Genomic DNA, 20,956 nt, shown 5'->3' on the forward strand with positions numbered 1-20,956 from the left:
ACCCGGCATGCAATATCGCCATGCCGGGCCATTTGCTGCCCGCATGGTGTTACCATGAAAGGGAAAGGCAAATATGGACATCCGGTTATTTGTGCTGGCGCTGGCAACCTTTGTTACCGGCACCGCCGAGAATATTATCGTCGGCATTCTTCCGGGCATCGTACCCAGTTTGAATGTCTCAGTCAGTGCCGCTGGGCAACTGACATCAATCTTCTCGATTACCTTTGCGCTTACCGCTCCAATGGCACTCGTTCTCACAACGCGCTTCGAACGGAAAGCCATCCTCGTCTTCGCCTTGGGCGTTTTCATCGCAAGCAATATCATCGCGAGCATTAGCCCCAATTATGCTGTCCTGTTTATCGCGCGCATCGGCATGGCTTCCGCAAGTGCAGTCGTCTGCCTGATTGCAACCATGCTGGCGACAGAACTGGTTAGTCCCGCAATGCGCGGACGCGCCATCGGGGTCATATTCATGGGCATAAGCGGATCGATGGTGGCCGGTGTCCCCACGGGAATGATCCTCAACGATTGGCTGGGCTGGCGCGCAGTCTTCCTGTGCATGGCACTGGCGGCAGCTTTGGTGCTGCTCCTGTCGTTGCGTTCCCTGCCCCGTGCAGGGCGAAGCCTGCGTGGCTTGCCACCTTATATGCCGCACCTGAAATCCTTCCGGCTGGTATCAGCACAATTGGTTTCCATCCTGATGATCGGCGGTCATTTCGTATTGTTCGCCTATCTGTCACCCTATCTTCTGGAGGCTGTCCACATCTCTTCACAGAAAGTCATCTGGGCGATGGTGGCGTTCGGCGTGGCCGGAATGACAGGCGGTTATCTCGGTGGTTTGCTCGTCGACAAGTTGTCGCCTCGGCTGGCTATCGTGCTGACGCCGCTCCTCTATTTGACGGCGTTAGCAACGATACCGTTTGCAACAGGGTCCAGCACTATTTTCGGCGCGGTACTGATGATCTGGGCTTGTATCAGTTGGATGATATCACCCGTCGTTCAGAGCTTTCTCATCACGACCGATCCCGCAACGGCAGATGCCGGTGTTGGGATCAATCTATCTGCCATGCACATAGGCGTAGCGCTTGGCACGGCCACGGGCGGACTTGCTTTACGGCACTGGCACTTGCAAGCCCTGCCGTGGATCGGATGTATTCTGGTCGCGCTTTCCTTGCTGTGTGCTCTTAACGCTTCCCTATATTTTGCAGGTCGTAAGGCGTCGATTGATACATCTCGTTGATCCAGTTTCCAAACAGAAGATGTGCGTGGCTGCGCCAGCGGTTTTCCGGCTGACGTGTAGCGTCGTCTCCAGGGAAATAATTCGCTGGAACCTTTGTTTCAGGTTGGGCCTGAATGTCACGGAAATATTCGTCCGCCAGTGACGTCGTGTCATACTCCACGTGATTGAACATATGCAGTGAGCGATGACGCGGATCGTCCAACAGACAAAGCCCCGTCTCTAGGCTATCGACCAACACCTTCAACTCGCTGTCGGACGGAATGTCGCTCTTGCGCACTTCGGTCCAGCGCGAAACCGGGATTTTGAAGTCATCCGAAAAGCCACGAAGGTAGGGAGACGATGGCGCAAGGTTGCGTTGGCTATAGACGCCCGACGCCTTGCCCGGCAGTTCGTATTTGCCCATGCCGTGGAAATGATGAACTGCAGCTTGCGCAGCCCAGCAAATATTCAGTGTCCGATGCACATGGGTCTGTGTCCAGTCGAACACGCGTTGCATTTCGTCCCAATAGGTGACTTCCTCGAACTCAAGGCGTTCGACCGGAGCCCCAGTGATGACAAAACCGTCAAAGCGTTGATCCTGCACATCTTCCCACGGCTGGTAGAAGGACAGCATGTGATCGGCAGGCGTGTGGCGCGCCACATGGTTGGTGATACGAACAAGGGTCAATTCCACCTGCAACGGCGTTGCTCCGAGAAGCCGCGCAATCTGCGTCTCGGTGGTGACCTTGTTGGGCATCAGATTAAGAAGGCCGATCTTCAGCGGGCGAATATCCTGACGAACGGCATCTGCTTCACGCATGACCATGACGCCCTCGGACTGGAGAACACTGGTTGCTGGCAGATCGTCAGGAATTTTAATCGGCATGTCGCGGTCCCTAGTTTATGTTGGTGAGGACGCGAGTGGCTTTATCCGTATATTTGCCGGTTTGGCCACATCCTCTCCTTGCAGAGAGTACCACCTTGCCCGGAGAGGCAGGTTGGCGTTGGGCGTCTCCCCAACTCTTGATGTGACACACTTCTACTCAAACTCTTTGGGAGTGGCAATAGGGTTTAAGTGTCACCTTAAAGTGTATGAGAAATTTCCGTTTCAGGCGTCGATCAATATGCGAATACTACACTCACAGACGCCGCGAATTTGGATTGAATGGCCTTTAAGCGCGCGCGATTGCAGCTTTCAAAGCTCTAACACGTTGAGCGCATGTCCGAAATGATTGTTCAGCAGCAAAACCGAAGGCGATAGCACGAGGATCCTTCTCCTCGACCGGGACCCGGCATGAAGCATGAACTTCTGCGGCGCCAGTTGCCTCCATGATCCGTCTCACATTCTCCGCATTCACGCCGCTGCCGGGCATAATGCTGATACCCTCGCGAGCCATCTCAGCTAGCCGCTGCAGTTTATCGAGCCCGTCCTCGGCGGTTTGTGACAGTCCGGATGTCAGAATACGTTCAAAGCCGAGCGCAATTGCTTGCTGTAGCGCAATCTCCATATCGGGAACAAGATCGAATGCGCGATGGAGCGTTACTCCAAGGCTCTTTGCCTCTGCAATCAGTCTTTCCAGCATAACTGCATCAAGAGAGCCGTCGCTCAGCGATGCACCGACAACGACACCGGCCAAACCGGCATTTCTAGCGTTGCGAATATCAGCCAGCATTATGGCTTCATCTTCTGCCGAAAAGCAGAAGTTCCCCCCGCGCGGTCTGATCATTGCGTAAACCGGGATTGGTGCTTTCGAGGCAAGCTCCATCAACCCCAGCGAAGGAGTTAAGCCACCTAGCTCGAGCGCAGAGCAGAGCTCAATCCGATCAGCACCACCTTCAATTGCCGACCGCAAGCCATCGGCACTATCCACGCAGACCTCAAGTAGTGCGCTCACGTCTGATGCCCCAATATTGCTGCCCCGACCAAACCGCCATCGCTGCCGAATATACCGGGAACAACTAACGGCTTGTCTGTCTTCCGCAGAATTCGAGCCATGACCGCCTCATCGACTGCTGAGATCAATTCGGAAGCGGTAGCAAGTCCACCGCCAATCGGTATGATTGATGCGCCGGTTATGTTGACGACGGCAGCAAGCGGATCGGCAACCAACTGGAGATAGGCCGAAATTGTCCGCCTCGCCTCCGGTCTGCCTTCCAGCCATTCCTGCAGGATCGTATGGCTATTCGCGTCGATACTATTCAGAAGCTGGTGCAGCTTTTCGATCCCGCGCGCACCGCCGATCGTGTCGACACAACCGCTTTGACCGCACCCGCAATCGAAGCGAGGAACCGACACTGTTTGCCCGTCTATTTCTACACACGTGTTGAGGATCGGGCCATGCCCCCATTCACCAGTCAAACCACCTTTACCGCGAACCAATCGACCGTCGATAACAAGCCCACCGCCGACGCCTGTTCCCAGCACTGCGCAGAAGACTATGTCATGCCCCTTACCCGCTCCTTCGATTGCCTCAGCAAGCGCCAGACAATCGGCATCATTGGCGGCAATTACCTGCCGTTGTAATCGCTCGCCGAGTTCAAAGCTTAGCCTGTGTCCGGTAATGCATGGGATATTTGCAGAGAAAGCGGTAGTTGTATCCGGATCAACTAATCCAGCGATGGAAAGTGCAACGGGTCCCCTGTCGTACGATGCGTGGGTTCGGAGCGCAGTTTCCAGTGCCTCGCCAAACTCATCCCAACTGTCGGCCGGGGTTGGCAGTTTTTCAAGCAGCTCGATATCGCCCGGATTGGCTGAGCGCGCCAGCCGAATGAAGGACCCGCCAACATCAGCGGCGAAAACTGTTCCAGCCCGTTGAGACTGACGCGTCCTTCTGTCGTGCATCATTGATCATCCGCCGATACGTTTCGATGTTCCATCCAATCATCGTAAATGTAGCGGCAGTCAATCGGGAGGCACAATCTATCCTACGGTTTCGAGGCAACAAGCGAGATGTTCACGCCTTGCGGGTCCTTGCATTGAACAACCCATTCGCCGTTGGGCACTTGCATCGGCTCTTGCAAAACGGCTCCACCGAGAGACTTGACCCTGCTGGCAGCGTCCTTCACGCCATCGACCATGAAGTAGAAACCCCAGCCGACGCGAGTACCAGGCGGCGCGGTCATGATACCGCCATGATCGGCGCCATCGATACTGAACACCTTGTAGTTCCCCATAGGCCCCATGTCGAAGTTGCGTGAGAGCTTCCAGCCAAAGACCTCCTCGTAGAAAGGAAATACGGTCTCGCCGTTCTGGGCGTAGAGCTCGTGCCAGCCTGGATGTCCCGGTTTGCGCGAACCGAAGTCGGCCGGTGGCGGCATTTCGTCTTTCGGCTCAAAAAGTGCAAAGACACCACCTTGTGGGTCCGACACAATCGCAAATCGCCCGATGTTCGGAATATCTTGCGCAACTCTGAGAACTTTGCCGCCCTCAGCCTCGACTTTCCGGGCGTAGTCATCAGCATTTGCCACACCGACATAGCCGATCCAACCGGGCTCGCCGCCGCAATCCTCTTTAGGCATGTCGGCCATCGACATCATGCCCGCTATCATGCATCCGGGCACTTCAAACAACGTATATTTCATGCCGGGCACACCGGCGTCTTTTGCCGCCCAGCCGACGACTTTTGTATAAAAATCCTGTGCCTTGTCAGCATCTGTTGTCATCAATTCGTACCAGACGAACGGAGAAGAGCCGTTTTTCATCGAAAGTACTCCCTTGGATTTATTTCGCGGGCGATTGATCAGCCGCAGCAGCTGTGCTTGGAATTCTGCGATTCATACTCATCGTGTCGTTTGACGAAATGCATTGTGCCATTTTCATTCCGCCCCTTGGGCGCGCGGTCGAGGATCATCAGAGTGCCGATCCACTCTTCGATGCCGCGGGCATAACTGGAATAAGTGTGATAGATCGCACCGCTTTCATCCTTGTAGAAAGCGCTCATGCCGGGCAGCTCATCGAAAGCATCTTCTGCTGCCAGCTTGTCGAAGTTGTAGAAAACGCGATTGTTCTCGAGCTCATCCTTCGTAAAGGAGACGTGATAATCGAAATTGAAATCGCTGCCTTCTGACGAAACCCACGGGAAGTGCCAACCCATCCGCTTCTTGTATGCTTCGAGCTTTGCCAACGGGCCACGCGAAACGGCAACAAGCGTGACATCGTGATTGTTGAGATGTGTGACCGCACCGTCAAAATTATCGGCGAGGAACGAACATCCTGTGCAGCCTTGATCCCAGTCTGGTCCGAACATGAAATGATAGATCAGCAACTGGCTACGCCCATCGAACAGTTCGGAAAGCGTTTTCCGTCCCGAAGGCGTATCAAACGTATAATCCTTATCAACCTTCACCCACGGCAGAGCCTGCCGCTCACGATTGACCTTGTCGCGCAGATGGGTGGCTTCTTTCTCGCTTGCCAGAAGCGCGCGTCGCGCTTCCAGCCAAACTTCTCGGGATACGACCTTGTTCATGGTGCAAGCCCTCCTCCGGCTTTTGCTCCCTGTCTATGCCCATATATGAATGTTCCCGCTTGACGATTTACATTGATATCAATATTAATAAGTCATGTCAAATAGCCTCGATGTACCTTTTGAAACAACACTTCTGGTTCGTGATACCTGCCTTTGCTTGCATGTTCAGCGCGCCGCACGCGCCCTCGCCCGCCGCTTCGACGATGCTCTACGTCCTGTCGGGCTGACCAACGGCCAATTCTCTTTATTGATGTCGCTCAACCGCCCGGCACCGCCACCGATGAAGCCTGTGGCAGAACTTCTGGCAATGGATCAGACTACTTTGACGGCAGCCTTGAAGCCGTTACAGCGGCAAGGTTGGGTCGAGATCATCGTCAACCCGAATGACAGGCGCGAACGATTATTGCAGCTCACGTCTGAGGGAAAGATAGCTCTCGCTGCAGCGGTACCTATATGGAAGGCCACGCATGCGGATATCGAGAAGCAGCTCATAAGCGGCAATGGCGATGAAGTGCGCAGGGACTTGCTGGTTCTATCGTCGGTCTGATGGCAGATTGAATTTCTTGCCATACACCTTTTCCGCAATACGTCGGAGCGAATGCCCGATGGCGGCATACTCATTGGGGTTCGCCAGCGAGATACGGCCTGCTGGGTGCCAAAGCCGGTGCCCGGCAACATAACAATGCCGGTTTTATTCACTATATGGAAAAGCAATGGCGGTCAGGCACACTTCGATCAAAAAGTTGAAAGTGCTTTCCGGAGTTTTCCTATTTCAGAACAGGGACAATATTCTTACACATCTCGATGAGAAAAGCCTGACAGACATAAATATTAAGAACATAAGGTCTGGAAAACGTGTGGCCCGGGCATAAAATAAGTTTAAAGCTCCCGTTTCGCAACGGAACAATTGCGATCAGTTTAAAGATGAAAGCAGGCTGAAATAATGAGTGATAAGCGTGTCCCCCATCTCGTTGTTGTCGGCGCTGGTTTCGGCGGATTGCAACTGATCCACGACCTCAGAAACGTCAACGTGCGGATAACGCTGATCGATCAGCGTAATCATCATCTCTTCCAGCCACTTCTCTATCAGGTCGCAACAACCATCCTCGCTACGTCCGAAATCGCATGGCCAATCCGCCATTTATTTCGTGATCGCAAGGAAGTAACCACCTTGCTGGGCACAGTTACTGATGTCGATACCGGACGCCGTCAGGTGCAGCTCGAAAACGGCGCTGAAATTTCGTACGACATGCTCGTACTTGCCACTGGAGCTCGCCACGCTTATTTCGGCAATGATCAATGGGAAGTGCTGGCGCCCGGGCTGAAAGCGCTTGAGGATGCAACCACCATTCGCCGTCGCCTGCTTTTGGCCTTTGAGCGTGCCGAACGTGAGACAGACGAAGCAAAGCGGCAGGCATTGTTGACATTTGCCATCGTAGGTGGCGGGCCGACCGGTGTGGAGCTTGCAGGCATTATCGCAGAACTGGCCAAGCAAACCATATGGCCGGAGTTTCGCAATATAGACACGCGGCTGACACGCGTAATGCTGCTGGAAGCAGGTCCACGCATTCTGGCGGCATTTCCAGAAGATCTATCCGATTATGCGCTGAAAGCGCTTGAAAAACTGGGCGTCGAAGTGCGGCTCGGAATTCCGGTCAAGGATATTACAGCCGAGGGCGTAACTGTTGGCGAAGAGTTCATTCCTTGCCATACGGCAATCTGGGCGGCGGGCGTTGCCGCCTCTCCTGCTGCTACATGGCTGAACGCTGAGAGCGACCGCGCGGGACGTGTGAAGGTGCTGTCCAACCTTAATGTGCCGGGGCATGATGATATCTTCGTCATCGGTGATACGGCCTGGGTCGAAGGACCAGATGGCAAACCGGTTCCGGGTATTGCGCCTGCCGCCAAGCAGCAAGGGGCTTATGTTGCCAAAGTTATCAAAAGCCGTGTTGAAGGAAAAACGCCACCGATGCCATTCCGTTACAAGCATCAGGGCAACCTTGCGACCATTGGTAGAGGTGCTGCCGTTGTCGATATGGGGCGCTTCAAGCTTAAAGGGATCATCGCCTGGTGGTTTTGGGGAATTGCGCACATTTTCTTCCTCATTGGAACGAGAAGCCGTGCGGCTGTCGCCTGGAGCTGGCTGTGGACTTATATCTCCGGCCAGCATAGCGCCCGGTTGATAACACAGGGAAAGCCTGTCGAACGTTGAATACAAAACGGCCCGCCAGAAGCAGGCCGTTGCATTTTCTGCCCGATAAACTCTATTCAGCTGGCTCAAGCTGCGGAACAAGGTCTGTAATAACGGGCGTTCCGTTCATCGCCGCAGCGAGCTTGTCCGCATCAAGTTCATTTTCCCAACGCGCCACGACGATTGTTGCGACCGCATTACCAACGAGATTGGTCAGCGCACGACATTCCGACATGAAGCGGTCGATACCGAGGATCAGGGCCATACCCGCGACTGGAACGGCCGGAACGACAGACAATGTCGCCGCAAGCGTGATGAAGCCGGCCCCGGTAATCCCTGCAGCGCCCTTGGAACTTAGCATCGCCACCAGCAGAAGCAGAATCTGGTCGCTCAGTGACAGAGGAATATCCGTCGCCTGCGCGATGAAGAGGGCTGCCAGCGTCATATAGATATTTGTGCCGTCGAGATTGAACGAATAACCGGTTGGGATAACGAGACCGACAACGGAGCGCTTGCAACCAGCCTTTTCCATCTTGTCCATCAGCGCAGGCAGTGCTGCTTCTGAGGATGACGTACCCAGAACCAGCAGCAGTTCTTCCTTAATGTAGCGGATAAGGGCTAGGATTGAGAAGCCATTGTAACGTGCAACCGCCCCTAGAACGACAAGCACGAACAGCAAGGACGTGAGATAGAATGTGCCGATCAGAAGTGCGAGATTGGCGATCGAACCGATGCCGTATTTACCGATGGTGAAGGCCATGGCACCGAAAGCGCCGATGGGAGCCGCCTTCATAAGGATCGCAACCAGCTTGAAAACAGGTGCGGTCAAGACATGAAGAAAGTCGGTAACAGGCTTCCCCTTGTCGCCGACGAGAGCCAGCGCAATACCGAACAGGACCGAGAAGAACAGCACCTGCAGAATATCGCCTTCTGCGAATGCGCCGACAATCGTTGTCGGGATGATATTGCTCAGAAAGCCGGTGATGGTTTGTTCATGTGCCTTGGCGGCGTAATTGGCGACAGCTTTCGGATCCAGCGAAGTTGGATCGATATGCATTCCGGCGCCCGGCTGCACGACGTTAGCCACGATGAGACCAATAATCAGGGCAAGTGTCGAGAAGGTCAGGAAGTAGAGCATCGCCTTACCGGCAACGCGACCGACCTTTTTCATATCGGTCATCCCGGCAATGCCTGTCGCAACGGTCAGGAAAATGACAGGTGCGATAATCATTTTCACGAGCTTGATGAACGCATCTCCGAGCGGCTTTAGCTGCGTGCCCAACTCGGGATAAAAATGGCCAAGCAGAATACCGGCAGCAATAGCTACCAATACCTGTACATAAAGATGCTTATAAAGTGGGATCGGACCGCGCGGCTCTGCCGCGGTGCCTGTTGGTACTGCAATCATGATGTCCTCCGTTCGACCCAGCCCGGAACCTGTCCGGCCTCCCGAGCCCTTCAGTCTGGAATTCCAGCGGTCTGAGCCACTGCTGAACCTTGTGATTGCAATGTCCGTGCCAGTTTGTTCATTTTATATAAGATATTGTTTTATATAGATTTATTATTCGCCCAAACGGTCAAACCTCAACAGAAGTGCGAATATCCGCACATTTTCATTTTCAATATGTGCGAAATAATGCACTATGGGAGCGATGAATTCGAACTCTTCGACAGAGGGCATCACGGCCCAATCCGCTAATTCCAACCGCCGCACATGGGCGCTGTTTGGGTTGTTTTGGGTTGTGGTTTTCGTATTTGTTTTGTGGATTGTCGGCGATTTTGCGCGGGACAAAGCCATTCTGGCATTGAGCGAGCAGACAAGGATCGATGCCAATCTCAACACTGCATTACTGCGTGCCGTTCTCGAGAAACAGCGCGCCCTACCTCTGGTGCTTTCAAAGGACAGGGCACTTGAAGCAGCACTTCAGGACAAAACTTCCGCGACAATCGATCCTTTGAACGAGAAGCTGGAGACATTAGCGCAAGGTACGCAGGCTGCCGTCATTTATCTTGTTGGCATGGATGGTATTGCAGTTGCTGCGAGCAACTGGCGCGGACCGACCAGCTTCGTCGGCAACGATTACAAGTTCCGGCCCTATTTTCAGGAGGCGCTGAAGAATGGGGATGCCGAATATTTCGCACTCGGTAATGTCAGCAATCGTCCCGGCCTTTATATATCCCGTCGTATCGAGGGGCCGAACGGACCGCTGGGCGTGATCGTCGTCAAACTGGAATTCGACCGTCTGGAGAGCGACTGGAACAATGCCGGACGACCGACATTCGTCACAGACGAGCGCAACATCGTTCTGATTACCAGTCTGTCGTCCTGGCGCTTCATGACCGTTGGTTCAATCGGTCAGGAACAACTCAAGTCCATCCGTGATAGCCTGCAGTTTGGTGACGCACCTCTCACCGCGCTGCCGCTGACGGTTAAGTCAATCGGCGGCGGCGATGTTCTGCTAATCGATGCATTGTTGCCGGGTAACGCCCGCAACACAGACTTTCTCGCCATTCGTTCGTCCGTGCCATCCACTCCATGGCAGATGTACAGTCTCGCTCCAATCCGCCCGCAAATTACCGCAGCCATGCGTGAAGCGCGTCTGTTTACCTTTATTGTTCTGGCAACAGTTGCAACGGTTGCCGGACTTCTTTTGCGACGCAGGCAGAAAATCGCAGCACGCATTGCCAATGCCCAACGTACACAAGCAGAACTGGAAGAGCGCGTGGAGGAGCGTACCCGCGATCTCAGCTTGGCGCGTGACCGTCTGCAGGCCGAAATCAGCGACCATCGTCGCACCGAAACAATGCTGCAAGGCGTCCAGCAGGATCTTGTTCATGCCAACCGGCTTGCCATCATGGGCCAAGTTGCGGCTGGAGTAGCACATGAAATCAACCAGCCGGTTGCAACCATTCGCGCCTATGCTGACAATGCAAAAACTTTTATCAAACGGAAGCGCCTCTCAGATGCAACCGAAAATCTCAATGAAATCGCGGCACTGACAGACCGTATCGGCACAATCACAGGTGACCTTAAAGCACTCGCCCGAAAGGGCCGTTCTCCTTCCGAGCCGACTTCGCTCAGTCAGGTCATTTCAGGCGCGCTGGTATTGTTGCGAAGTCGGTTCTCCGGACGCATGGATCAGCTTGACATCGCGCTGCCGCCGTCCGAACTGCGCGTGACAGGCCAGTCCCTCCGACTTGAACAGGTTTTCATAAACCTGTTCCAAAATGCGCTGGAAGCTGTTGATTTAAAAGAAAATGACGGACGAATAGAAGTTCGCACACAGGTGAATAACGATAAGGTCATCATCACGGTCTCCGACAATGGACCCGGCATACCACAGCATATTCGCGACAATCTGTTTTCGCCATTCAATACATCGAAAGAAAAAGGACTCGGCCTCGGTCTTGTGATCGTCAAGGAGATCATCACCGACTATGGCGGAACCATATCCGCCGAAAGCAGCATCGCAGGTACATCTTTCCGCATAGAATTGAGAAAAGCATGATGGACAAGTCCCCTTCCGTTATTCTCGTCGACGATGACAAGGCGCTGCGCCGCGCCACCCGTCAAACGCTCGAACTGGCTGGTTTCGAAGTTGCCGACTTTTCAAACGCTCTGGATGCTTTGAATAGCGTTACTTTTGAATATGATGGCGTTGTCGTTACCGATGTCCGTATGCCGCAGATCGACGGTCTCCAATTCTTTGCTCGGATCAAGGCCATCGACCCCGATTTGCCTGTAATCCTGATTACGGGCCACGGTGATATTCCCATGGCCGTGCAGACCATTCAGGACGGCGCCTATGATTTCATTGCCAAGCCCTTTGCAGCCGACAGGCTCGTACACAGCATCCGTCGCGCGTGGGAAAAACGCCAGTTGATCTTGGAAAACCGCGCCCTGCGCGAAGCCGCCGAGAATGTGGAGGGCGATCTACCGCTGATCGGCCAGACACCGGCGATGGAAAATCTGCGCCGAACCTTGCGCGATATAGCAGATACGGATGTCGATGTGCTGGTGGCTGGTGAAACCGGTAGTGGCAAGGAAGTGGTCGCACAATTGCTGCACAACTGGGGCCGCCGCCGCAAAGGCAATTTCGTGGCACTCAATTGTGGAGCCTTGCCCGAAACGGTGATTGAAAGTGAGCTCTTCGGTCATGAGGCCGGGGCCTTTACGGGTGCCCAGAAAAAGCGACTCGGACGGATTGAACATGCAAGTGGCGGCACACTGTTTCTCGATGAAATTGAGAGCATGCCTGCAGCAACGCAAGTGAAGCTACTGCGCGTGCTTGAGATGCGCGAAATTACGCCACTTGGCACGAATGACGTTCGCCCTGTCGACCTGCGGGTTGTGGCAGCGGCAAAGATAGATCTCGGCGACCCGACCCAAAGAGGCGACTTTCGTGAAGACCTCTATTACCGGTTGAATGTCGTCACGCTTTCCATCCCGCCTCTAAGAGAAAGGCGGGACGACATTCCGTTACTCTTCGCACATTTCCTGAAGCGGGCGTCGAAGCGCTTCAATCGCGATGTACCTGCGATCGACGCCACCACGCACCGCCATCTTATGAGCCACAACTGGCCGGGAAATGTCCGCGAACTCGCACATTTTGCCGACCGTGTGGCGCTTGGTATTGCAAAACCGGGACATTCGCCGCAATCCATGGCCAGCAGTCAGGAAGCGCTTCCAAAACGGCTCGAGCGCTACGAAGAAACGCTCATTCGCGAAACCCTTGCCGCGCATCATGGCAATGTTCAGGAAACGATTGAGGCGCTCGGTATTCCTCGAAAGACCTTTTACGATAAGATGCAGCGCCATGGCATCAATCGCGCGGACTACCGCGCCAATGGTGATTGAAGTTCATCCGCCATTTGTCTGGGAGGACCACGATGACCTTGAAACTCTACCTTCACCCTTTTTCGTCATACTGCCAGAAAGCAATAACAGCCTTCTATGAAAAGGACATAGCTTTCGAAGCAAGAATACTGGATGGCACAGAACCAGTGGCCAGCGAGTTCACCTCACTTTGGCCCTTCGGTAAATTTCCTGTGCTAACGGACAATGGAAAACTAGTGTTTGAGGCGACGGGCATCATTGAATATCTAGAAGCCACCTACCCGCATACCAGACGGCTGATCCCATCAAACCCGTTGGTCAGCGCGGACGTTAGAATGTGGGATCGCTTCTTTGATAATTACGTAAACTACCCACAACAACGCCTCGTTTACATTGCACTTGGTCGTGAACACGACGACGGCGGTGACCGCTGGCGGGCGGCATTCGATACAGCCTACGCATTTCTGGATCGGCACATGGCGGGGCGTGAATGGGTCTCCGGCGACAATTTCAGTCTTGCCGATTGTGCTGCGGCACCTTCTCTGCTCTATGCAGACTGGACTTATGCCATTCCCGAAAAGTTCGCCAATGTGTGGGCGTATCGCAAACGCCTGCTTGCGCGACCAAGCTATGCTCGCGCGCTGGATGAGGCGCGACCGTTTCGTCGTCTTTTTCCATTGGGTGCACCCGAAGAAGGCAGAGACTGAGAAGCCAGCTCCTTCGGATTGGCTCACAGGGATTGCATGAACTCATGCAGAACCACGGCTTGGTTGTGCTTTTCGTCCCGCGCACCATATAGAAGCGTCAACTGGCCACCCTTTGCCTTCGCAATCAAATCCTTGAGCGCAGGTTTGTTTCCTTCAAGCTCCTCGCGATATTTTTTCTGAAATTCATTCCATCTGGCAGGGTCGTGGCCAAACCATTTACGAAGATCAGTCGATGGAGCCACGTCCTTGGCCCAGAGGTCTATATCCGCCTTTTCCTTCGTCATGCCACGCGGCCAGACCCTGTCCACGAGGACACGATAGCCGTCATCCGCCGAAGGAGCATCATAAATCCGCTTCAAGTCAATCGTCGTCATAGGAATGGCTCCTCAGTATCCTGCTGACACATATGGCGAAGCAAAAGCCTTCGACAAGTCAACTTAAAAGAACGCGAAAGAAAAAGGCCGCTGCACATCAGACATTTCATGTCCGACAGGCAACGGCCTTTTGATTGCGAAGACCGGACTGCGAGGGAGCCGCCGGTTATCGCACGAAACGGAAAACTTAGTTCTTCTTGGCCGGAGCGGCCTTCTTGTGCGACTTCTTCGCAGTGTGATGCTTCTTGTGAGCCGTATGCTTCTTCGCATGATGCTTGGCGGTGGTCGTGTGAGCCGCAGCAGCCGGAGCAGCGTTAGCAGCGCTTGCCGTCAGGACAGGAGCAGACAGGCCCAGAACAACAGCCATTCCAAGAGCAGAAATAAGGGACTTCTTCATTTTCCGGTTCCTCAATTGGGTTTTCCGTTCGGGGGCTTCCCCGCCGGAGGTAAAACAATTTCCTGTCCGCCTGTATCGGCCATGTCAGGTTTGACCCCTAGAAGCTTGAGGGCCTCGGCATAGGCTCGCAGGCCCTGTGCCTCTCTTCTGCTTGCGCAGAATTTCATCCCCCTCTTCTGCAAGGTCTCCGCCTGACGAGCCTGCCGAGTTTCGACACGACCGGAAAGTGCGGTTTGCAGTTGATGCTGAAGCCTGTCACACCGTTCGCTGCGTGTTACGAGTTGCGCCGCCAGTGCTCCGCTGGGAAGCGGAAAGGACAGCAGACCCGCTAGACAAAGTGTTGAAAGAAACGCTTTCGCAGATGTTTTCGATATAAAAATCGAGTTGAACATACGAATTCGATCTTTCATTGGGCTTCAGTTTCTTCAGCGAGACCGTTATTGCACGCCTTGTTTGCCCTTGTTTTTCGCATCTGTTGCAATTCGTTTCTGAATTGTAGCGCCATACAAATGCCGGTTGAAAACCGAAGCTTCTGGCTTTTTATCGTCGCAATCCGGGCGCTAATATCAAGAGACTCTTAGCTATTATGGAAGCTGCAAATTGAAAGAAGACGCCCACGTTCTGATTGTCGATGACGACAAGGATATACGTGACCTTCTGCACGAATTTCTCAAGCGCCGTGGCATGCGCGTTTCCATCGCTCAGAACAGCGAGGAGATGCATGATGTAATGAGCCGCACGGCCATCGATCTGATCATTCTGGACGTTATGCTTCCCGGCAAAAGCGGCATCGAAATATGTCAGGATATCCGCCGCCATTCGCGTGTTCCGATCATCATGCTGACAGCAATTGCTGATGCCGCCGACAAGATATTGGGCCTAGAGATCGGCGCCGATGACTATCTGGCAAAGCCGTTCGATCCGCGCGAGCTTCTTGCTCGTATCCGCGCTGTGCTCAGACGCCTGGAAAACAACCGTGGTCCCAGCCGCCCCGTCACGCACAGCTACCGCTTCGCTGGCTGGACACTCGACTGCGCGCGCAGGCGTCTTACGTCTCCGTCCGACGTGCGCGTCGAACTGACTACGGCAGAGTTCAATCTGCTTGAAGCTTTCGTCAAAAGCTCGCAACACATCCTTAGCCGTGATCAGCTGATGGAAATGGCTGGAAATCAGGCTGTTTACGGCTATGATCGAAGCGTCGACATCCTGATTAGTCGACTGCGACGCAAATTGAATGACGATCCTCGCTCCCCGAAACTGATCCTCACCATTCGCGGCGGCGGTTACCAGTTCGGCCATGAGGTCGAAATGGAATGAGGTTTCCCTTTCCTCGTTCCCTGCCAAGCTGGCTTCTCACAATTCTGATCAGCGGCCTCCTGATTACACAGATTGCTACGCTCTGGATTGTTTCGCAGGATCGCAAGGATGCGAACAATGCGCTGGAGCTGTTCCGTCTCAGCGAAAGAGCAACGGCCCTCGTCAAACTGCTCAGCACAACGCCAGTCAGCGACTGGAACAGTCTTGCCACTCGCCTGACAAATTCCGGTCAGGGCATTACCATCACAACGCAACCCGATGTGCCGACCGTTCTGGCCAGCGAAGATGACCTCGCTGAACTCGAAGACGTGCTTGTCGCGCGTCTGGCACGTTATGGCGTTATTGATGCCCGTATACGCCGCGATAAAGTTGCAAATGGATTCCGTGCCGCTTCGACACAGACCACCGACAACAGTGATATCGGCGATGTCGAAAAGCAGATCAACGATCTTGCAGCAACAACGAACTTGAGCGCGAGCCTGACCACCTCACTGCAGTTCGGCGACGGGCGCTGGATGAACTTCACGACACGGATCACACCGGCTGATCCGATCATCACGATCGAAACCATTCCTCTGTTTGCGCTTGTGGCGCTGAGCGTGGTTCTCGTGGCGATATGGGCGACCCGCCGTCTGACAGCACCCTATCGGGTGCTCGAACGCGCCGTGCACCGGATTGGTGGCGACTTGAAAAGCGCGCCACTGCCTGAAGATGGAAGCCGTGAATATAAAGCTGCTGCGCAAGCCGTGAACACGATGCAATCAAAGCTGCTTGATTATGTTGCTGAACGTGAACAGCTTGCGGCCGCCCTTGCGCATGACCTGCGCACCCCGCTCACACGCATTCGGCTTCGCTTGGCACTGGTTGAAGATGAAGTTCTGGCAAAGTCACTCGCCAAAGATCTCAATGATATTGAGGCGATTTCGCGCTCGGTAATCGACTTTGCAACATCCGAACTTGCCAATGAAAAGAAGGAGAAAATCGATCTCTGGTCGCTTCTCCTGTCCATCGCCGACAATTACCAGCAAGCAACGCTGGATGAGAGAAATTCCGACCGACTGGACGCTATCGCCTACTGCCAGCCCGTCTCGATCCAGCGCTGCATCACCAATCTGATTGATAATGCCCTTGCTTATGGTAGCAAGGCTAAACTCTCGCTTCGGCAAGACAGTAATGAGCTCGTGTTGCTTGTGAAGGATAATGGGCCGGGTATTCCTGAGAACCAGATCGAGGAAATGTTCAAGCCCTTCAACCGGGCAGACAAATCCAGAAATCGGGACTCCGGCGGCTTCGGTCTCGGATTGACTATCGCCCGCAACGTGGCGCATGCCAACGCTGGTGAAATCCTTTTGAAGAACGATCCATCAGGCGGGCTGGTCGCCGAGTTACATCTGCCTGCCTGGCGGGAATAGTCCCCGGAAGACATGCCTCCGGGGACAATGGCTCAAGCAAAAACGGTGTCGATCGCCTTTTTCGTAGCTGCGACAACCTTATCGGCCTCTTCAGGCGTGAGGCAAAGTGGCGGCGCAAATCCCAGAATATCGCCTTCCGGCATGGCGCGTCCGATAACCTCATTAGCCAGAAGCGCGGTTGAAACCTGTGCGCCGATCTTCAGCGACGGATCGAAAAACTTGCGATCATCACGGTCTTCCACGAATTCGATTGCCGCCATCAGGCCCTCGCCACGAATTTCCCCGACATGCTTATGATCGCCAAGGGCGTCCTGCAATGCCTTACGGAAATAGGCGCCTGTGGAACCGGCATTTTCAACGAGCTTCAATTCGTCGATGAGCTTGAGATTGGCCACGCCTGCTGCAGCACAGATCGGATGGGCGGAATAGGTCCAGCCATGACCGATTGGTCCCATCTTGTCCGATCCTTGAACCAGCACCTGCCACATCCGGTCCGATACAATCGAACCGGAAAGCGGTGCATAGGCCGAAGTCAGTCCCTTGGCGATGGTAATCAGATCCGGCTTCATGCCGTAGTGGTCGGAACCGAACATACTGCCAAGACGGCCGAAGCCGGTAACGACCTCATCTGCAACAAGCAGAATATCGTAGCGGTCAAGAACGGCTTGAATTTTCTGCCAATAGCCAGCGGGTGGCGGGACGATACCTCCGGTGCCCAGAACAGGCTCACCGATGAAGGCCGCGATCGTATCCGGGCCTTCTGCGAGGATCATTTCCTCAAGCCTGTCGGCGCAATGTTGTGAGAACTGCTCTTCACTCATAGAGCGATCTGCGCGGCGGAAATAATACGGCGATTCCGTATGCAAAACCGGTGCACGCGGCAGATCAAAGGCATTATGGAACGTCGCAAGACCGGTCATGCTGCCGGTCATCACGCCTGAACCGTGATATCCGCGCCAACGGGAAATGATCTTCTTCTTTTCCGGGCGGCCCAGAATATTATTGTAATACCAGACGAGCTTGATGTTGGTTTCGTTCGCATCCGAGCCAGATAAACCGAAGTAAACGCGGCTCATATGCTCTGGTGCGCGGTCGATGATCATCTTGGCGAGCGTGATCGATACTTCTGTGCCATGACCGACGTAAGCGTGATAATAGGCAAGTTTGCGCGCCTGCTCCGCAATTGCATCGGCGATTTCTGTCCGGCCATAACCAACATTGACGCAATAGAGACCTGCGAAGGCATCTAGGCTCTTGCGACCGCTCACATCGGCAATATAAACGCCCTCACCGCCTTCCAGCACGCGCGTCGGTGTTTCGCCCCGCGCATGCATGCCCATATGAGTGGAGGGATGAAAGAAATGATCCCGGTCCCAGGCGGTGAGTTCATTGCTATTGTTCAACATAGTTATGTTCCTTTCCTGTCGCCACGCTCTCACGCGGCGGTATCGATGCAGAGATATTTGAGTTCGGTGAAGGCCTCGATGCCCTGATGGGAGCCTTCACGGCCAAGACCGGATTGTTTCCACCCCCCAAAAGAGATCGGCGCACCGGTGATCTTCGCGCGGTTGATGGCTACCATTCCGTATTCGAGTGCACGGCCCATACGGAGCTGTCGGGCGCCGTTTGCCGTTACGACATAGGCAACGAGACCGTATTGTGTGGCATTGGCACGATCGATGACTTCGTCCTCATCGTCAAATGCCGTGACGGCGGCAACAGGTCCGAATGTCTCTTCGTGCATGATCGCAGCATCATCTGGCACATCGACCAGCAAAGTCGGCTCGAAGAAAAGCCCAGCTTCCCCGCTCCGGTTACCGCCCACGACTATCCTGCTGCCCCGTTGCTGAGCATCCCGCACATGTTCTTCGACCTTATCGACCGCCCGACTATGCATCAGAGGGCCAATGTCAGATGCCGGATCGAGCCCGTTACCGAGCTTCAGCGCCGCAATGCGCGCTGCAAACGCTTCGGTGAAAGCTTTCAAAATTCCGCGCTGGACAAAGATGCGGTTCGCAGCCAGGCAATCCTGACCGGATGTCGCGAACTTGGCAGCCAAAGCCACTTCTACCGCGCGTTCGATATCGGCATCATCGAAGATGATTAACGGCGCATGGCCGCCGAGTTCCATGACAAGCCGTTTCATCGTGTTTGCGCTTTTGGTGGCAATCAGCTTGCCTATTTCCGTTGAACCGGTGAAGCTCAGTCCCCGCACGCACTCATCACGGCACAATACATCAACGATGGGCGCAGCCTTGCCCGTCACAACATTGAATATGCCGGCAGGCATTCCGGCACGTTCGGCCAGTTCGGCCAAGGCGAGCGCGGAAAGCGGTGTTTCTGAAGACGGATGCACGACCACCGGGCAACCGGCGGCAATCGCTGCAGCCGCCTTGCGTGTAATCATGGCATGCGGAAAATTCCAAGGGGTAACAAGCGCGACGACGCCCAGTGCCTCACGGCGCACGAGCATCTCGGCATTCGGGAGATGGCTCGCTATGGTTTCGCCATTGAGCCGCTTCGCTTCTTCAGCAAACCACTCGATGAAAGATGCGCCATAGTCGATCTCGCCGCGCGATTCCGCCAGCGGTTTGCCCTGTTCCAGCGTCATCAGCAATGCTAGATCTTCGCGATTTGCCGTGACCAGCTCGAACCACCGCCGCAAGATTGCGGAGCGTTCCTGGGGTAGCTTATCACGCCAAGCTGGAAACGCATTTACTGCGGCATTGATCGCAAGCGTCGCCTCAGCTTCGCCAAGACTTGCCACACGGGCAAGCCGCTGGCCTGTTGCAGGATCGAGAACAGCGAAGGTTTCGGCCTTTTCTCCCGCCACCCAGCGTCCTTCGACATAGCCCAATTCACGAAAAAGATGCTTATCGCGAAGCCTGCCAAGCCCGTCATGTTGTATCGGATGATCCAGAACGGCATTCATTATTCTTCTCCCAATTCAGGAAGAAGTTTGTCACAAGATAGCTCTGGGTTCGGACCAAAGACGTCTTGACGGACATCGAATTGGACTAAATTTAAAAGCGAGACAGTCTGTTTGGGCTAGGGTCAGGACCTATTAATTTGGTGAAAATGGTGTGAGGCCATCCATTCGGATACGAGGAGAAAAGGCGAAGGAAATGTGGTTCATTTTCAAGCTTTTTCGACAAAGTAGCCGGGTGGATGTACCACATCCTCTGGACACCAAAATGACTGGCGATCTGCTGCGTCGAACCGCTTGACCGGGGAAACCACCCCGTTTCTCGCATCTCTCCTAGCAGCCCTTGTCATTTCAGGTGCCATTTCCATCAAATTAATAGGTCCTGACCCTAGTCCGCGATTTCCTTGAACAGCGACAAAGGTGCGCTCGCCTTCTCGTCCTTGACCAGTTTGGTCACGATATAAGTGAAATAGCGTTCTATGCCGATATTCTGATCCAGAAGACGATCAATCAGACGCTGATAGCCGTCAATGTCGCGCGCCACGATCATCAGAAAATAGTCCACGCCACCGCCAACCGACCAGCAGGACACGATTTCGGGTGCAACTGTGATGGCTCTTTCGAACCGCTCAAAATCGCTTTGACGATGATTACCCAAGGTGATCTGCACAATGACATGCGCAATCGGTGCTATTTTTCGATAGGCGATGCGGGCGTGATAGCCAGTCACGATGCCCGCCTCTTCCAGCTTGCGCAGTCGCAGCCAGCAAGGTGTCGCAGAAAGTCCGACCTTCTCCGCCAAGGCAAGCTTGGTGATCCGCGCATTCTCCTGAACGGCTTCGAGAATACGCAAATCGACGGCGTCGAGCTTCAAGGCGGTTTTCATTCTGTTGATCCAGCATCTGCAAACATTCCTGTTCTCATTCGCACGCCCCTGCGCCGCTGACAAGGCGCCGACACCGAAAAGTCGTTACAGATCAAAATTGTAATGATCCAATATAATTATTGACATGATCCTATTGGTCTTTCACACATAGAGCCAAGAATAAAAAATCAAACATATGGGGAACGAGGATGCGACCTTACGGTTTCGCACGTGGTGCATTATTG

At 54.2% G+C, this 20,956-nt stretch carries 20 protein-coding genes and 1 riboswitch; of the genes, 8 read left to right on the forward strand and 12 right to left on the reverse strand.

The window, feature by feature from the left end; translation table 11 throughout:
* Positions 1-73: 73 nt before the first annotated feature.
* On the forward strand, positions 74-1,240 hold the full coding sequence (locus F9K94_RS17885) for an MFS transporter (protein ID WP_151647372.1): 1,167 nt from the start codon (positions 74-76) through the stop codon (positions 1,238-1,240).
* Here F9K94_RS17885 and metA read toward each other — a convergent pair.
* The 5 genes from metA to F9K94_RS17910 form a co-directional block, all read right to left on the reverse strand.
* Complete coding sequence (gene metA / locus F9K94_RS17890) at positions 1,185-2,105, reverse strand: homoserine O-acetyltransferase MetA (RefSeq protein WP_151647374.1); 921 nt, start codon at positions 2,103-2,105, stop codon at positions 1,185-1,187. The two genes, F9K94_RS17885 and metA, sit on opposite strands and share 56 nt — an antisense overlap.
* A gap of 39 nt (positions 2,106-2,144) precedes the next feature.
* Positions 2,145-2,254, reverse strand: a riboswitch (SAM-I-IV-variant riboswitch).
* Positions 2,255-2,391: 137 nt separating this feature from the next.
* On the reverse strand, positions 2,392-3,114 hold the full coding sequence (locus F9K94_RS17895; RefSeq protein ID WP_151647376.1) for a copper homeostasis protein CutC: 723 nt from the start codon (positions 3,112-3,114) through the stop codon (positions 2,392-2,394).
* Positions 3,111-4,061, reverse strand: a complete 951-nt coding sequence (locus tag F9K94_RS17900; RefSeq protein ID WP_151647724.1) for an ROK family protein — start codon at positions 4,059-4,061, stop codon at positions 3,111-3,113. The genes F9K94_RS17895 and F9K94_RS17900 overlap by 4 nt, the downstream gene beginning before the upstream one ends.
* Before the next feature lie 83 nt (positions 4,062-4,144).
* Complete coding sequence (locus F9K94_RS17905; RefSeq protein WP_151647378.1) at positions 4,145-4,921, reverse strand: VOC family protein; 777 nt, start codon at positions 4,919-4,921, stop codon at positions 4,145-4,147.
* A gap of 38 nt (positions 4,922-4,959) precedes the next feature.
* On the reverse strand, positions 4,960-5,685 hold the full coding sequence (locus F9K94_RS17910; RefSeq protein ID WP_151647380.1) for a DUF899 domain-containing protein: 726 nt from the start codon (positions 5,683-5,685) through the stop codon (positions 4,960-4,962).
* A 94-nt stretch (positions 5,686-5,779) separates the two neighbouring features.
* Here F9K94_RS17910 and F9K94_RS17915 point away from each other — a divergent pair, with 94 nt between their 5' ends.
* Together F9K94_RS17915 and F9K94_RS17925 are read left to right on the forward strand one after the other, a co-directional pair.
* Positions 5,780-6,232 (forward strand): MarR family winged helix-turn-helix transcriptional regulator, encoded by a 453-nt coding sequence (locus F9K94_RS17915; RefSeq protein ID WP_151647382.1) that lies wholly within the window; start codon positions 5,780-5,782, stop codon positions 6,230-6,232.
* A gap of 396 nt (positions 6,233-6,628) precedes the next feature.
* The gene (locus F9K94_RS17925) at positions 6,629-7,897 is read left to right on the forward strand and encodes an NAD(P)/FAD-dependent oxidoreductase (RefSeq protein WP_151647384.1); all 1,269 of its coding nucleotides are present in this window, start codon (positions 6,629-6,631) and stop codon (positions 7,895-7,897) included.
* A 52-nt stretch (positions 7,898-7,949) separates the two neighbouring features.
* Here F9K94_RS17925 and F9K94_RS17930 read toward each other — a convergent pair whose 3' ends face one another.
* On the reverse strand, positions 7,950-9,284 hold the full coding sequence (locus F9K94_RS17930) for a dicarboxylate/amino acid:cation symporter (RefSeq protein WP_061347890.1): 1,335 nt from the start codon (positions 9,282-9,284) through the stop codon (positions 7,950-7,952).
* Positions 9,285-9,519: 235 nt separating this feature from the next.
* On the opposite strand from F9K94_RS17930, the gene F9K94_RS17935 reads away from it, so the two are divergent.
* The 3 genes from F9K94_RS17935 to F9K94_RS17945 are packed head-to-tail and all read left to right on the forward strand — an operon-like array spanning position 9,520 to position 13,420.
* On the forward strand, positions 9,520-11,385 hold the full coding sequence (locus F9K94_RS17935; RefSeq protein WP_151647386.1) for an ATP-binding protein: 1,866 nt from the start codon (positions 9,520-9,522) through the stop codon (positions 11,383-11,385).
* Positions 11,385-12,734 carry a sigma-54-dependent transcriptional regulator gene (locus tag F9K94_RS17940; RefSeq protein ID WP_151647726.1) on the forward strand — a complete coding sequence of 450 codons (1,350 nt, stop codon included), beginning with the start codon at positions 11,385-11,387 and terminating at the stop codon, positions 12,732-12,734. The genes F9K94_RS17935 and F9K94_RS17940 overlap by 1 nt, the downstream gene beginning before the upstream one ends.
* 32 nt (positions 12,735-12,766) lie before the next feature.
* Complete coding sequence (locus F9K94_RS17945; protein ID WP_061347889.1) at positions 12,767-13,420, forward strand: glutathione S-transferase family protein; 654 nt, start codon at positions 12,767-12,769, stop codon at positions 13,418-13,420.
* A 23-nt stretch (positions 13,421-13,443) separates the two neighbouring features.
* On the opposite strand, the gene F9K94_RS17950 is transcribed toward F9K94_RS17945, so the two are convergent.
* From F9K94_RS17950 to F9K94_RS17960, 3 genes are all read right to left on the reverse strand, one after another.
* The gene (locus tag F9K94_RS17950) at positions 13,444-13,794 is read right to left on the reverse strand and encodes a DUF488 domain-containing protein (protein ID WP_061347888.1); all 351 of its coding nucleotides are present in this window, start codon (positions 13,792-13,794) and stop codon (positions 13,444-13,446) included.
* Positions 13,795-13,981: 187 nt separating this feature from the next.
* Entirely contained in the window at positions 13,982-14,191 is a 210-nt protein-coding gene (locus tag F9K94_RS17955) for a hypothetical protein (protein ID WP_061347887.1), read from the reverse strand.
* 11 nt (positions 14,192-14,202) lie between these two features.
* Positions 14,203-14,601, reverse strand: a complete 399-nt coding sequence (locus F9K94_RS17960; protein ID WP_235920641.1) for a hypothetical protein — start codon at positions 14,599-14,601, stop codon at positions 14,203-14,205.
* Between the two features lie 190 nt (positions 14,602-14,791).
* Here F9K94_RS17960 and F9K94_RS17965 point away from each other — a divergent pair, with 190 nt between their 5' ends.
* Positions 14,792-15,508: a response regulator gene (locus tag F9K94_RS17965; protein ID WP_061347886.1), complete on the forward strand. Its 717-nt coding sequence runs from the start codon at positions 14,792-14,794 to the stop codon at positions 15,506-15,508.
* Positions 15,505-16,920 carry an ATP-binding protein gene (locus F9K94_RS17970; protein ID WP_151647388.1) on the forward strand — a complete coding sequence of 472 codons (1,416 nt, stop codon included), beginning with the start codon at positions 15,505-15,507 and terminating at the stop codon, positions 16,918-16,920. The genes F9K94_RS17965 and F9K94_RS17970 overlap by 4 nt, the downstream gene beginning before the upstream one ends.
* 32 nt (positions 16,921-16,952) lie before the next feature.
* Here F9K94_RS17970 and F9K94_RS17975 read toward each other — a convergent pair whose 3' ends face one another.
* From F9K94_RS17975 to F9K94_RS17985, 3 genes are all read right to left on the reverse strand, one after another.
* Complete coding sequence (locus tag F9K94_RS17975) at positions 16,953-18,326, reverse strand: aspartate aminotransferase family protein (protein ID WP_151647390.1); 1,374 nt, start codon at positions 18,324-18,326, stop codon at positions 16,953-16,955.
* A gap of 29 nt (positions 18,327-18,355) precedes the next feature.
* The gene (locus F9K94_RS17980) at positions 18,356-19,852 is read right to left on the reverse strand and encodes an NAD-dependent succinate-semialdehyde dehydrogenase (RefSeq protein ID WP_151647392.1); all 1,497 of its coding nucleotides are present in this window, start codon (positions 19,850-19,852) and stop codon (positions 18,356-18,358) included.
* A 382-nt stretch (positions 19,853-20,234) separates the two neighbouring features.
* On the reverse strand, positions 20,235-20,720 hold the full coding sequence (locus F9K94_RS17985; RefSeq protein WP_192799538.1) for an Lrp/AsnC family transcriptional regulator: 486 nt from the start codon (positions 20,718-20,720) through the stop codon (positions 20,235-20,237).
* Positions 20,721-20,956 lie beyond the last annotated feature (236 nt).

This window comes from Brucella tritici (assembly GCF_008932285.1).
In the GTDB taxonomy this organism is placed as follows: domain Bacteria; phylum Pseudomonadota; class Alphaproteobacteria; order Rhizobiales; family Rhizobiaceae; genus Brucella; species Brucella tritici.